Below are 11484 nucleotides of genomic sequence, written 5' to 3'. Positions count from 1 at the left end.
GATGGTACTGCAGGGGGGACCCTGTGGGAGAGTAGGACGCCGCCGAACAATTCTTCTGAAGAACCCCCATCCGGGAATCCCGGATGGGGGTTCTTTGCATTTCCGGGCCATGAGGCCCGCCACGGGAAGAGTGCCCGGAGCTACGCTCCCAGTAGCCGGCCTGGGCCAGGACGAGCGCGACGAGAGAGACGAGCCCCCCACGTGCCAACCGCACCCGTGATCCGCAGCGACGTCCCCGGGTCCTTCGCCTGGGGCGTGTTCCACGAGCGCCACCCGAAGCTGGTCCGGCAGGTGCTCGACGCGCTGCCGTACGGTCCTGCGGAGCGGGCGGCGGTGGAGCGGCTGCTTGTGGAGAGCACCACCGGCGTCCTCGAACCGCTGCCGGAGAGCTCCCACGACCAGGCCCAGTGGCTGGAGTGGGGAGAGGGCCTGTGGGGGCGCCCCTGGGGCGAGGCACCGTTCCTGTGGGCGGAGAGCTACTTCTACCGCCGACTGCTGGACGCCATCGGGTATTTCCGGCCCGGGGCCTGGCAGGGGATCGACCCCTTCGCACCGTTCAAGAGCGCGGAACTGGCCGGGTCGGCGGTGGACGACGAGTTGGCCGCTCTGGGCAAGCTCGACGGCCTGCCGGTCGGTCGGCGAGCGGAGGCGCTGCTGTCGTCGGCCCTCTGGGGTAACCGTGCGGACCTCAGCTTCCAGATCACCGCGGAGGCTGACGGGTCGACGGCGTCCGATCTGGTCGCTGACGAGAGCGCGCTGTTCTGGGCCGAGCTGGAACGGAGCAAGGGTGGGCGGGTCTGCGTCGTCGCGGACAACGCCGGCCGGGAGCTGTTGCCGGACCTGGTGCTGATCGACCACCTCCTGAGCGGCGCCCTGGCGGCGCAGGTGGTCCTGTACGTGAAGCCTCAGCCGTACTTCGTTTCAGACGCGACGATGGCGGATGTCCTGGCTTCGGTCGAGCGCCTCCGCCGTGCGACCTCGGCGGCTGCCGCGGCGGTGGGCGGTCGGCTGTGGCAGGCGATGAACGGGGGCGCGCTCGTGGTCCGGACGCACCCGTTCTTCTGCGCGCCACTGCCGTATGAGGACATGCCTGCCGACCTGCGGGCCGAGTTCACGGGTGCCGCGATGACGGTGCTCAAGGGAGACCTCAACTACCGCCGCCTGCTGGGCGACCGGCTCTGGCCGCCGACGACTCTCTTCGCCGAGAGCGTCAGTTGCTTCCCTACGCCTGTTGTGGCTCTGCGGATGCTGAGGTCGGATGTGATCGTCGGTGTGGATGAGGCCGCCGTCGCCCGGTTTGACGGCTCGGGGACGGTGTGGCGGATCAGCGGCGGGCATGCCGTTGTGCAGGTCGGGCTTCGTTGGTCGCCTGCTCGTTGGGGTCCAACGAGCGGGCGGTGAGTCAGGTGAGGTGGTCGAACTCGCCCGCCTTGGCGCCGAGGAGGAAGGCGCGGAGCCTGGTGGCCGAGGTGGTGAGGATGACGGAGGGGTCATCGGATTCGCGAAGGTGACGGAGAGCCCCGTTGCCTCGTGCGAGTTCGAGGCAGTTGTCGGCGCCTTCCGCATCGCTGTACGACGCCTTCTGCCAGAAGGTGTTGGACATCATGTGCCTTTCACGACTGAAGCAGATAGAGACGATGATGCAGGAGTCCCCACGAGTCGCAGTTAGGGAGTCCACGCAACGCCGTTTCCCAGTCTGCAACCGGCAGGGCATGTTCGCCACTGTCGTATGAGGACATGCCTGTCGACCTGCGGGCCGAGTTCACGGGTGCCGGGATGACGGTACTCGAGGGAAACCTCAACTACCGTTGCCTGGTGGGTGATCGGCTCTGGCCGCCGATGATTCCCTTCGGCGGGATGGTCAGTTGCTTCCCTACGCCTGTTGTGGCTCTGCGGACGTTGAGGTCGGATGTGATCGTCGGTGTGGATGCGGTCACCGTCGCCTGGCTCGACGGCTCGGGCGCGGTGTGGCGGATCAGCGGCGGGCATGCCGTTGTGCAGGTCGGGCTTCGTTGGTCGCCCGCTCGTTGGGGTCCAACGAGCGGGCGGTGAGTCAGGTGAGGTGGTCGAACTCGCCCGCCTTGGCGCCGAGGAGGAAGGCGCGGAGCCTGGTGGCCGAGGTGGTGAGGACGACGGGCGGGTCGTCGGATTCGCGAAGGTGACGGACGTCCGCAGCTCCAGCTGCGAGTTCAACGCAGCTACCGCCCGCGTTCGAGCCGCTGAATGATGACTTTTGCCAATGGAGTTCGGACATCGGATGCCTTTCAAGCTTGTACCGTCGGCGGGATGGTCGGCTACCTCTCGTCGCCTGTTGTGGCTCTGCGGACGTTGAAGTCGGATGTGATCGCCGGTGTGGATGCGGTCACCGTCGCCCGGTTTGACGGCTCGGGGACGGCTTGGCGGATCAGCGGCCGGCACGCCGTTGTGCAGGTCCGACTTCGTTGGTCGCCCGCTCGTTGGGGTCCAACGAGCGGGCGGTGAGTCAGGTGAGGTGGTCGAACTCGCCCGCCTTGGCGCCGAGGAGGAAGGCGCGGAGCCTGGTGGCCGAGGTGGTGAGGACGGTCTCGGGGGCATCAGATTCGCGGAGGTGGCGGAGGCCATCGATGCCAGTTGCCAGCTCAAGGCAGTTATTGGCTCCTTCGGCGTTGCTGTACGACGACTTCTGCCAGGTGTTGGACATCATGTGCCTTTCACGACTGAAGCAGATAGAGAAGATGATGTAGGAGCCCCACGGGTCGTGGTTGGGGAGTCCGCGCAACGCTGTTTCCCGGTCTGCAACCGAAGGGGCATGTTCGTTGACGCTGTCTGACGAGATGCCCGTCGACCTGCGGGCCGAGTTCATGGGTGCCGGGATGACGGTACTCAAGGGAGATCTCAACTACCGTCGCCTGGTGGGTGACCGGTTCTGGCCGCCGACGACTCTCTTCGCCGAGAGGGTCAGTTGCTTCCCTACCCTGTTGTGGCTCTGCGGACGTTGAAGTCGGATGTGATCGTCGGTGTGGATGAGGCCGCCGTCGCCCGGTTTGACGGCTCGGGGACGGCTTGGCGGATCAGCGGCGGGCATGCCGTTGTGCAGGTTGGACTTTGTTGGTCGCCCGCTCGTTGGGGTCCAACGAGCGGGCGGTGAGTCAGGTGAGGTGGTCGAACTCGCCCGCCTTGGCGCCGAGGAGGAAGGCGCGGAGCCTGGTGGCCGAGGTGGTGAGGATGACGGAGGGGTCATCGGATTCGCGAACGTGGCGAAGATCCCCCTCACCGAGGGCTAGTTCTACACAGTGGCTGCCATCGTCCGTGTCGCTGAACGACGACTTCTGCCAGCGGAGTTCGGACATCGTGCGCCTTTCACTCTTGCAGTAGGTACAGAAGGTGCTGGATCAACCCCCAGGAGTCTCGTGAGACATCCTGCATCGACCTATCGCTGGTGATGGCGGGTAGGGCGATCTCACTCAGCTGCTCGAAGCGATCGAGGTAGCTGGCGATTGAGGTCTGGTCGACAAGGTACTCGGCGCGAGTTGGTCCATCCAGGATGACGGTCGAGAGTGCAGCTGAGCGAGGGGCGCACACCAGGAATGAGTTCGCGCGTGGCGGCTTCTTCGGGACCGTGAATGGCAGAACTTGGATGGTGACGTTGGGAAGATCCGAAACGGCCAGCAGATACTTCAACTGGGCCCGCATCACGGCTTTCCCGGGAAATTGCATAAGCAGGGCGGCTTCGTGGATGACAAATCGGAACCGCCGCGAGCGTTCGTCGGTCAGGATTCGCTGTCGCTCGTTGCGGAACTGAACCACGGCTTGGGTCGCCTGGCTCGGCTCTGGATAAGCATCTTCGAACATCGCCTCGGTGTATGCGGGCAGCTGTAGATAGCCGGGGATGTAGAAGGTTTCATAGTTGTCCAGGGCGACTGCCATGGCCTCTGTCTCAGCCAGATCGAGGGCCCTGGGGGTGATCTGCCCCTTGAACGCGGTCCACCAGCCCTTCCCGTCGCTCGCACCGAGATCATGCAACTCGGTCATGTACGTCTCGTCAGTGCAACCGTAGTGGTCCAGCAAGTTGGTGAGGCGGACCGGGTCCAACCCGGTTCGGCTGGCCTCGATATGGCTGAGCTGCGGTGCACCCATGTCGATGAGGGCGCCAGCATCTTTGACGGTGAGGCCGGCTTCCTCGCGCAGGCGCCTCAGCTCGGCGCCGAAGCGACGCTGTCGCTCGCTGATCTCGGTCCTGAGTGCCAAGAATCGCCCCTTCCGTGTCGTGCGCAGTCTCTCTCCCCGAGACTGCGAGGCACCACCCGTGAGAGTGATGCTCGGCGAATATGTTGCAGGCTTGAAACTGCTGCCCTACTCTCAGTGTTGCATCGATCACATGACGGAGTGTCTGCTTCGTCGATTCCCCTCCTCTTCCCCTGGGGTCTCTCATGCGTGCCTGCAACCCTCCCGACTGGTCCGCCGCTCGTGCCGAGCTCTCCGACCTCCTCACCTCCGCGGGGTGGCGCCCCTCCGCCATCTCCGACGCCGAACTTGCCCTGCACGAAGTCTTTGTCAACGCCTGGAGGCACGGGGACACCCTTGCGCCCCTGGTCGTCGTCGCCCTCGCCGGCCGCCGTCTCCGGGTCTCGGTCGCTGACAACAGCCCTGTCCTCCCCGACGTCGGCCTCCCGGCGGACCTGCTCGCCGTCTCCGGCCGGGGCCTCTACCTCGTCCGCGCCCTCACCCACCGCCTCGGCGCCGAGCCCCGGAAGCAGGGCAAGGTCGTCTGGTTCGAACTGATGAAGGAAGCCGCCGCGTGAAGCGTCAGCCGATGAAGCCCTCCGACCCGCGGATCCGCTCCTACACCGAGATGGACGTCCTCGCCCTCGTCGGTGAACTCCACGAGCGCGGCCGAAAGTTCGGGCTCCTCTTCCCCTACGCCTGCACGGACAGGACCCGCGACGGCCGCGTCCTCGTCCGCTTCGCCAACGCGCCGGTCTCCACCCTCCTGAACCTCCTCACCCTCCTCCTCGACGCCGACCGCGAGCGCTCGTGCGGTTCCTGATCGCCGCCGCCTTCCTCACCCTCCTCGCCCTCGCGTTCGCCACCGTCGCCCTGGGCGTCATCGCCACCCTCAACCTTGCAAAGCCCGACACGGAGGAGTCCTGACGTGAGCGTCCCCGTCCCGGCCGCCGCCCCGGCCACCGACCCCGACGTCATCAACGCCCTTGCCGCGGCCAACTACGCGGTCGCCGCCGCCTTCAACGCCCTCTCCGGGGTCTCCGTCGCCCCGGCCGTCCCCGACGACTTCGACTGGCCCGGGCTGGAGACCTTCGTCCACCGCCTGGGCTTCGCCGCCGACGACTCCGACACCGCCCTCAACCTCTACCGCCTGCTCTTCGCGGTCCAGCGCATCGCGTACCGCGAGGGCGCCGGCCGCAACTCCCCGTGGCTCGCCACCCGGCTCAACTCCCGACCCCAGCCGTAGCCCGGCCTCCACCCTTCCGCTGCCGGGTACTTGGCAATCCGAAGGGGAGGTCTACACCCGTCTGCCCGGTGCCCGGGAGTGGTGGCACGCAGCCCCGGCCGGAGCCCGGAAGCTCGGGCCCGTCGCCGGAATCACCCCGCCGCGACCGGTGGGCACGGTCGAACTCCCCTCCGCTGTCGACGCGGTGGGGGAGAAGAGGGGAGAGCCGGCTGCGAGGTCATCCTGCCGGACCAGGGCCAGGGCCCAACAGGACGACCTCCGCCGGTTCGGCAAAGAACCGGATCCCTTCCGCATCCCGTTCGGCAAAGACGTCGGAACGTCAGGCACACCCGCCTTACGGTGAGGCCGTGAGCAATGATCCGGACGTTCCCGTTCTGCCCGTCGAGGCCTTCGAGCCCCCCTACTACGCGGCCGTCTTCACCACCGTGCGCACCCAGGAGCAGAGCGGCTACAGCGAGACCAACGAGCGCATGGAAGACCTGGTGAGGGACATCCCGGGCTATCTGGGGATGGACCACGCGCAGACACCCGGCGGGCTGTCCATCACCGTCGGGTACTTCCGTGACGCCGACGCCCTCACCGAGTGGCGGACCAACGCGGAGCACCGCGCGGCCCAGAAGCGCGGGCGGGCCGAGTGGTACGAGCGCTACACGCTGCACGTGGCGAAGGTGGAGCGGAGTCACGGGTTCGTACGGGAGTAGCCCCTCGCGGAGCCCCGCCGGCGCGAGAAGTCGGCCCGGCCGACTTCTCGCGCTCCGGCACTGCTCAGGCCTCCGACGCGAGCGGGGTCAGCGGCAGCGCGACCCGGCTTTCCCAAGCCTGTTCCAACGCCTGGGTGAACGTCTCCGCGGGCTGAGCGCCCGAGACGCCCAGCCGCCGGTCCAGGACGAAGAACGGCACGCCCGTCGCCCCCATGGCGCTCGCCGTGGTCTCGTCCTCGCGCACCGCCTCCGCGTACGCCTCCGGGTCGGCCAGGACGGCCGCGGCCGCCTCGCCGTCCAGCCCGGCCCCGACCGCCAGCTCGACCAGGCGGCCCGCCTCGAAGGCCGACCGCTCCTCGGCGAAGTTCGCCCGGTACAGCGCGTCCAGCAGCTGTCCCTGCCGGCCGTGCTCCTTGGCGAAGTGCAGCAGGCGGTGCATGTCGAAGGAGTTCGCCGCGTCGCGGCCCTCGCGCAGGTACGGCAGGCCCTCGGCGCGGGCGTTCTCGGAGATCCGGGCCTCCGCCGCCTCGGCCTGCTCCAGGCTCATCCCGTACTTGGCGGCGAGCAGCGGCACGACCGGACGGGCCTCGTGCGGCGCCCGCGGGTCCAGCTCGAAGGAGCGGTGGACGACCTCCACCTCCTCGCGGTGCGGGAACGCCGCCAGGGCCTGCTCGAACCGGGCCTTGCCGATGTAGCACCACGGACAGTTGATGTCGCTCCAGACCTCCACGCGCACGGCGCCGCACTCCTTCCAGGCTCACGCGGACCTCCCGCGCGGACGCCTACCGGAACGCCGGCGCCGACCTGGATATTTCTCACCCTGAAACATCCAGGAGAGCAGCGTCCTGCCTCAGCGTCGCTTCCGCGCCTCGCGCTGGGCGGACACCGTGGGGATGGCGGCGACTGCCTCGGCGTAGCGGCCGTACCTGCTCAGGATCACGGCAATCTCCTGGTGGGCCCCGTGCTCGGTGGACGACCGGAGCAGGTCGAGGGCCTCGTCCGTCCGGCCGTCCAGATCCAGCAGCCAGGCCAGCGTGGTGTCCCACTGGCCGGGCTCCCGCACGCTCAGGGCCCGCACCTCCGTGACGCCCTCGGCGGAGCGCCCGGCCTTCGCGAGCAGGCGCAGCCGGGTGTGGCGCAGCGCATCGGCATGCGCGTCGGCGTACGCGGCGCCGAGGCCGTTCAGGAGCTCCAGCGCCCGTTCCGGGCGGCCCGCCTTGATCAGCAGGTCGATCGCCTCGTGGAGGAGGTTCTCTCCGGCGTCCTCGTACGCGGGCCGTCCGGCCTCGACGGCCTCGTCGAGGCGTCCCTGGCGGGCCAGGAAGGCCATGAGGCGCCGACGGGCGGACCGGTCGCCCGCTTCGAGGGACGCGTGCAGGACGGCTTCGGCCTCCCGGACCCGCCCCTGCTCCTCCAGCACCTCCGCGCACCGGTCGCGGGCGACGTCCGCGTGCTCGCCGGCGGCCAGCTCGCGCAGCTGGTCGATCCGGCCCTGGCCGGCGAGGAGATCCGCGTACAGCCGGGCGATGCTCGGGACGACGGGCAGGACCGGGCCCAGCAGGCGGATCGCCTCGTCCGCCCGGCCCATGCGCTCCAGGACCCGGCCGTACAGCATCAGCACCGCCGACGGCTGGTGCAGGCACTCGCGCTGACCCCCGGCCGCGGAGCACCGGCAGTCTGCTGTGCCGCCCCGGGCGCGTTCGGCGCACGGGGTGAGCAACTCCAGGACGCGCGCGTCACGGTGCTGCCCCCCGGTCAGATCGAGCAGTGACTCCAGGATCCAGGGCTCCCCGAGATGCGGCGTGAGCACCTCGATGGCCTCGTCCACCCGCCCGGCCTCCACCAGTGCCTCGGCGAACCAGCGGCAGTCGTGCGCCGACTCCAGCCCGGCCGCGTCCGGACGCACCAGGGCCAGCCCCTCCTCGATCCGGCCCTGTCGGATCATGATCGTGGCGGACTCCCGCACGGCGATCGGCCAGCCGACCGCGACGAACGGCTCCAGGACCGTCAGGGCCCGTTCGAACTCGCCTGCCGCGCACAGCTCACTGACCGCCACCTCGGCGCAGAACCACTCACCGCGGTCCCGGGCGGTCTCGATCAGAAGCTCCAACTGCCCCTGTCGGGCCAGGTTTTCCGCCATGAAGCCGTCTATTCCGCCGTCGAACTGCCGCTGCCAGGCGACATCGTCAAGATTCACCGGGGCAGGCTATGCGACGGTGCTGACGGCCTGCCCGGAGATTTCCGGCGGATATCCGAACCTCCGTGCCGGACGCCAACCCTGGAGCCCCCGTTCGAGTAGCCCGCCCCGAGCCCGCGAGTCCCCGAACATCCGAGCTCGTGAGCCCGCGAGCGCCCCATGCGCCGGGCCGATGGCAGCGCCAGGCATGGTGCCGGGCAGGTCACGCCCCGGGTGACCGGTCTTCCGCCGTCGGGTCCCAGAGCCCGGCGGCCTCGCCGCGCGCCAGGTGGTCGGCGTAGACCGAGGCCTTCCAGGCGATGAGCGAGCGGCACTCCTCCAACTCCCGGATCCGCTCGTCGACGCGCCGCTGGTGGGCGTCCAGCAGCCGCAGCCTCTCGGCCTCGTTGCCCGGCCCCTGCCGGACCAGGCCGGCGAAGCGGCGCAGGTCGGCGAGCGGCATGCCGGACTCGCGCAGCCTGACGCAGATCTCCAGCCACCGCACGTCGAGCACGGCGTACCGCCGGCGTCCGCCCGCCGTGCGCCGCACCGGGCCGACCAGCAGCCCCTCGCGCTCGTAGAAGCGCAGGGCGTGCACGCTGAGCCCGGTGCGCCCGGCCACCTCGCCGATGGTGAGTTCCGTCGTGCCGTCCGTGCCGTCCGTGCCGTCCGTGCTGTCCGTGCTGTCCGTGCTGTCCATGCCGCCCATGGCGTCAGAGCATAGGAGCGGGACTTGATCTAGACCGCGCTCTACTTCCTACCGTCCTCGTCATGACCACCAACACCACCACCGGCACAGTCGGTTCGCCCTTCTCGGCCGTCAGCGCCGCCGGGGACGTCCTGGCGGGCCTCGACCTCTCCGGCCGCACCGCCGTCGTGACCGGCGGCTACTCCGGCCTCGGACTGGAGACCACCCGGGCACTGACCGCCGCCGGGGCCCGGGTGATCGTCCCGGCCCGCCGCCCGGACGTCGCCCGCAGCGCACTCGGCGGCACCGGCAGCCGGGTCGTCCCGATGGACCTCACCGACCCCGCGAGCGTCCGCGCCGCCGCCGGGCTGATCCGTGAGGCCACGGGCCGGCTGGACCTGCTGCTGGCCGTCGCCGGCGTCATGGCCACCCCCGAGCGGCGCGTCGGGCCGGGCTGGGAGGGGCAGTTCGCCGCCAACCACCTCGGGCACTTCCTCCTCGTCTGCGAGCTGTACCCGCTGCTGGCCGCCGCCCCCGACGGCGCGCGTGTCGTCGTCAACAGCTCGGCCGGGCACGCCCTGACCGACATCCGCCGGCACGATCCGCACTTCCGTACCGGCTACGACAAGTGGCTGGCGTACGGCCAGTCCAAGACCGCCAACGCCCTGTTCGCCGTGCACCTCGACGCGCTCGGAAAGGGCGACGGCGTACGGGCGTTCGCGCTCCACCCGGGAAAGATCATCACCGGGCTCCAGCGCGAGATGACCCGGCAGGAGCAGATCGAACGCGGCTGGGTGGACGCCGAGGGCACGGTGATCGGCGCCGGCTTCAAGACCCCCTCCCAGGGCGCGGCCACCGGCCTGTGGGCGGCGACCTCGCCGCTGCTCGACGGCCGCGGCGGCCTGTACCTGGAGGACTGCGAGGTCGCCCGGGTCTGCGGCCCGGACACCCCGATGGACGACGGTGGCGTCCGCCCGTACGCCGTCGACCCCGATGCGGCCGCCCGGCTCTGGGAGCTCTCCCTCGCGGCGACCGGTGCCCCGCCGATCACCCGCTGAGGCGCCGCTGAGCCGCCGCTACAGGCAGATCCAGCAGTACAGCTGCTCCCCGGCCGCCCGGGCCCGCCGGGCGAGGGCGATCAACTCCTCGGCGAGCGGCAGCAGATCGGACGGGTCGGCGCCGTCCCACTCCTCCGCCTCGGCCCAGCGTCCGACCGCCTCCGGCACCCGCTCGTCGGGTATCGCGGCGAGCGCGTCCCGGGCGGCGCCGCCCAGCTCGGTGACCCACGGGCCCGTCGCCCACGGGTCGTCCTCGTCCGCGGGCCCGGCCGGGCCGGGCGCCGGCGTGGCGGGCCAGACCGCCGTCTCCGTCACCAGGCCGGTCCGCCACGGCTCGCCGAGGGCGACGGCCACCAGCTGGCCGAGCACGACGTCCGGATCGACGCCCTTGGCCTCCACCCCGTCGAAGGAGCCCTCGCCGCCGAGCGGCGGCAGCCCGCCCTCCGTGAGCTCCAGCGCCCGTACGACCGTTGCCGCGTCGGCCGCCCGGAAGTAGTCGGTCAGCACACCCATGGCAGCCACCCTTCGTCCATGCGCGACGTCGAGCGCCAGTGAAGCACCCGGCACTGACAGTGGAGCGGGAAGCCGGCCCGGCCGACCTCCCGCTCCACGCCGCCGACCTCCCGGTCAGCAGGAGATGTTGCCGCCGCCGACGTTCGTCTGGAGGACGCCGACGAACTTCCTGAACAGGTTGATCCGGTCGTCGCGCTGGCCCGGGTTCCTGCCGTCGCACTCCAGCGCGCCGTTGATGCTGCGGATGGTCTCGCCGAAGCCCTTGTTGTTGACGATGGCGTCGTGGGAGGTCATCCGCCCGGCGCCGGTCTGGCTGTTCCAGAACCAGAGGCCGGTCTTCCAGGAGACCGCCGGGTCCTTCTCGGCCTTGTACGGGTCGTGCAGCAGGTCGATGTGCAGGGCGTCGCCCGCCGCCTTGTAGTTGAAGTTCCAGCTCAGCTGGAGCGGGCCGCGCCCGTAGTACGCGGCCTGCCCGGCCGGACAGCCGTACGGCTGCGAAGTGTCGCAGTAGTGCGGGTAGTTGGCGGTGTTCTGCTCGACGACGTACCGCAGGCCGCCGGTCTCGTGGCTGACGTTGGCGAGGAAGGCCGCCGCCTCGCGCCTGCGGGTGGCGTCGTCGCCGGTGGTGGTGAACTCCGGGTAGGCGCTCAGGGCGTCGACCAGGCCCTTGTACGTGTAGAAGCCGTTCCGGCTCGGGAACATCTGGTTGAACTGGGCCTCGCTGACCACGAAGGAGCCGGCGGCCGAGGCCGGGGCGGTCGGGCCGGCGATGGCGAGGGTGCTCAGAACGGCGGCGGAGGCCGCCAGGGACAGGGTGCGCGGGAGCTTCATCGATGTCCTCGATTCCGTTGGCGGGATGGGCACTTCGCTCGCGAAGCGGCTCGGCAATAGTGGTGGGC

At 69.9% G+C, this 11484-nt stretch carries 17 protein-coding genes and 1 pseudogene; 8 read left to right on the top strand and 10 right to left on the bottom strand.

Annotated features, from left to right (window positions below):
* Nucleotides 1-216 precede the first annotated feature (216 nt).
* A complete protein-coding gene (locus ACIQOW_RS34435; RefSeq protein ID WP_401091669.1) occupies nucleotides 217-1401 on the top strand; it encodes a damage-control phosphatase ARMT1 family protein in 1185 nt (394 codons plus the stop codon).
* A 1-nt stretch (nucleotide 1402) separates the two neighbouring features.
* On the opposite strand, the gene ACIQOW_RS34430 is transcribed toward ACIQOW_RS34435, so the two are convergent.
* Nucleotides 1403-1606 (bottom strand): DUF397 domain-containing protein, encoded by a 204-nt coding sequence (locus ACIQOW_RS34430; RefSeq protein ID WP_401091667.1) that lies wholly within the window; start codon nucleotides 1604-1606, stop codon nucleotides 1403-1405.
* A 101-nt stretch (nucleotides 1607-1707) separates the two neighbouring features.
* Between ACIQOW_RS34430 and ACIQOW_RS34425 the strand changes: the two are divergent.
* Nucleotides 1708-2052, top strand: a pseudogene (locus ACIQOW_RS34425) (ARMT1-like domain-containing protein); the annotation flags it as partial.
* Nucleotide 2053: 1 nt separating this feature from the next.
* Here ACIQOW_RS34425 and ACIQOW_RS34420 read toward each other — a convergent pair.
* Nucleotides 2054-2254, bottom strand: coding sequence for a DUF397 domain-containing protein (locus tag ACIQOW_RS34420; protein ID WP_401091665.1), 201 nt, complete (start codon nucleotides 2252-2254; stop codon nucleotides 2054-2056).
* Between the two features lie 228 nt (nucleotides 2255-2482).
* Nucleotides 2483-2866, bottom strand: coding sequence for a DUF397 domain-containing protein (locus ACIQOW_RS34415; protein WP_401091663.1), 384 nt, complete (start codon nucleotides 2864-2866; stop codon nucleotides 2483-2485).
* Between ACIQOW_RS34415 and ACIQOW_RS34410 the strand changes: the two genes are divergently transcribed.
* Nucleotides 2814-2978 carry an ARMT1-like domain-containing protein gene (locus ACIQOW_RS34410; protein ID WP_401091661.1) on the top strand — a complete coding sequence of 55 codons (165 nt, stop codon included), beginning with the start codon at nucleotides 2814-2816 and terminating at the stop codon, nucleotides 2976-2978. The genes ACIQOW_RS34415 and ACIQOW_RS34410 overlap by 53 nt on opposite strands.
* Nucleotides 2979-3128: 150 nt before the next feature.
* On the opposite strand, the gene ACIQOW_RS34405 is transcribed toward ACIQOW_RS34410, so the two are convergent.
* A complete protein-coding gene (locus ACIQOW_RS34405) occupies nucleotides 3129-3329 on the bottom strand; it encodes a DUF397 domain-containing protein (protein WP_401091659.1) in 201 nt (66 codons plus the stop codon).
* 10 nt (nucleotides 3330-3339) lie between these two features.
* Entirely contained in the window at nucleotides 3340-4227 is an 888-nt protein-coding gene (locus ACIQOW_RS34400) for a helix-turn-helix domain-containing protein (RefSeq protein ID WP_401091657.1), read from the bottom strand.
* A 182-nt stretch (nucleotides 4228-4409) separates the two neighbouring features.
* On the opposite strand from ACIQOW_RS34400, the gene ACIQOW_RS34395 reads away from it, so the two are divergent.
* The 4 genes from ACIQOW_RS34395 (at nucleotide 4410) to ACIQOW_RS34380 (ending at nucleotide 6150) form a co-directional block, all read left to right on the top strand.
* A complete protein-coding gene (locus ACIQOW_RS34395) occupies nucleotides 4410-4781 on the top strand; it encodes an ATP-binding protein (protein ID WP_401091655.1) in 372 nt (123 codons plus the stop codon).
* Nucleotides 4778-5026: a hypothetical protein gene (locus tag ACIQOW_RS34390; protein ID WP_188300378.1), complete on the top strand. Its 249-nt coding sequence runs from the start codon at nucleotides 4778-4780 to the stop codon at nucleotides 5024-5026. The genes ACIQOW_RS34395 and ACIQOW_RS34390 overlap by 4 nt, the downstream gene beginning before the upstream one ends.
* A 105-nt stretch (nucleotides 5027-5131) precedes the next feature.
* Nucleotides 5132-5449, top strand: a complete 318-nt coding sequence (locus ACIQOW_RS34385) for a hypothetical protein (RefSeq protein ID WP_401091653.1) — start codon at nucleotides 5132-5134, stop codon at nucleotides 5447-5449.
* A 347-nt stretch (nucleotides 5450-5796) separates the two neighbouring features.
* Nucleotides 5797-6150 carry an antibiotic biosynthesis monooxygenase gene (locus tag ACIQOW_RS34380; RefSeq protein WP_188300380.1) on the top strand — a complete coding sequence of 118 codons (354 nt, stop codon included), beginning with the start codon at nucleotides 5797-5799 and terminating at the stop codon, nucleotides 6148-6150.
* Nucleotides 6151-6214: 64 nt separating this feature from the next.
* Here ACIQOW_RS34380 and ACIQOW_RS34375 read toward each other — a convergent pair whose 3' ends face one another.
* The 3 genes from ACIQOW_RS34375 to ACIQOW_RS34365 form a co-directional block, all read right to left on the bottom strand.
* A complete protein-coding gene (locus ACIQOW_RS34375) occupies nucleotides 6215-6886 on the bottom strand; it encodes a DsbA family oxidoreductase (RefSeq protein ID WP_401091650.1) in 672 nt (223 codons plus the stop codon).
* Nucleotides 6887-7000: 114 nt separating this feature from the next.
* Entirely contained in the window at nucleotides 7001-8347 is a 1347-nt protein-coding gene (locus ACIQOW_RS34370; protein ID WP_401091648.1) for a tetratricopeptide repeat protein, read from the bottom strand.
* Between the two features lie 202 nt (nucleotides 8348-8549).
* Complete coding sequence (locus ACIQOW_RS34365) at nucleotides 8550-9026, bottom strand: MerR family transcriptional regulator (protein ID WP_401091646.1); 477 nt, start codon at nucleotides 9024-9026, stop codon at nucleotides 8550-8552.
* Between the two features lie 71 nt (nucleotides 9027-9097).
* Here ACIQOW_RS34365 and ACIQOW_RS34360 point away from each other — a divergent pair, with 71 nt between their 5' ends.
* Nucleotides 9098-10072, top strand: coding sequence for an SDR family NAD(P)-dependent oxidoreductase (locus ACIQOW_RS34360; protein ID WP_401091644.1), 975 nt, complete (start codon nucleotides 9098-9100; stop codon nucleotides 10070-10072).
* An 18-nt stretch (nucleotides 10073-10090) separates the two neighbouring features.
* Here the strand turns inward: ACIQOW_RS34360 and ACIQOW_RS34355 are convergent, their stop codons facing one another.
* Together ACIQOW_RS34355 and ACIQOW_RS34350 are read right to left on the bottom strand one after the other, a co-directional pair.
* Entirely contained in the window at nucleotides 10091-10585 is a 495-nt protein-coding gene (locus tag ACIQOW_RS34355) for a hypothetical protein (RefSeq protein WP_401091642.1), read from the bottom strand.
* A 114-nt stretch (nucleotides 10586-10699) separates the two neighbouring features.
* A complete protein-coding gene (locus ACIQOW_RS34350) occupies nucleotides 10700-11416 on the bottom strand; it encodes a chitinase (RefSeq protein ID WP_401091640.1) in 717 nt (238 codons plus the stop codon).
* Nucleotides 11417-11484 lie beyond the last annotated feature (68 nt).

The sequence above is a fragment of the Kitasatospora sp. NPDC091335 genome (assembly GCF_044757205.1).
GTDB lineage: Bacteria > Actinomycetota > Actinomycetes > Streptomycetales > Streptomycetaceae > Kitasatospora.
The sequence above is the reverse complement of the archived record's forward strand: the minus strand, read 5'-3'. Positions and strand labels throughout refer to the sequence as shown.

Coding starts and splice junctions, on each gene's coding strand:
- ACIQOW_RS34430 (WP_401091667.1), bottom strand. CDS start 1,606: ATGATGTCCAACACCTTCTGGCAGAAGGCGTCGTACAGCGATGCGGAA.
- ACIQOW_RS34420 (WP_401091665.1), bottom strand. CDS start 2,254: ATGTCCGAACTCCATTGGCAAAAGTCATCATTCAGCGGCTCGAACGCG.
- ACIQOW_RS34410 (WP_401091661.1), top strand. CDS start 2,814: ATGCCCGTCGACCTGCGGGCCGAGTTCATGGGTGCCGGGATGACGGTA.
- ACIQOW_RS34405 (WP_401091659.1), bottom strand. CDS start 3,329: ATGTCCGAACTCCGCTGGCAGAAGTCGTCGTTCAGCGACACGGACGAT.
- ACIQOW_RS34395 (WP_401091655.1), top strand. CDS start 4,410: ATGCGTGCCTGCAACCCTCCCGACTGGTCCGCCGCTCGTGCCGAGCTC.
- ACIQOW_RS34365 (WP_401091646.1), bottom strand. CDS start 9,026: ATGGACAGCACGGACAGCACGGACAGCACGGACGGCACGGACGGCACG.
- ACIQOW_RS34360 (WP_401091644.1), top strand. CDS start 9,098: ATGACCACCAACACCACCACCGGCACAGTCGGTTCGCCCTTCTCGGCC.
- ACIQOW_RS34355 (WP_401091642.1), bottom strand. CDS start 10,585: ATGGGTGTGCTGACCGACTACTTCCGGGCGGCCGACGCGGCAACGGTC.
- ACIQOW_RS34350 (WP_401091640.1), bottom strand. CDS start 11,416: ATGAAGCTCCCGCGCACCCTGTCCCTGGCGGCCTCCGCCGCCGTTCTG.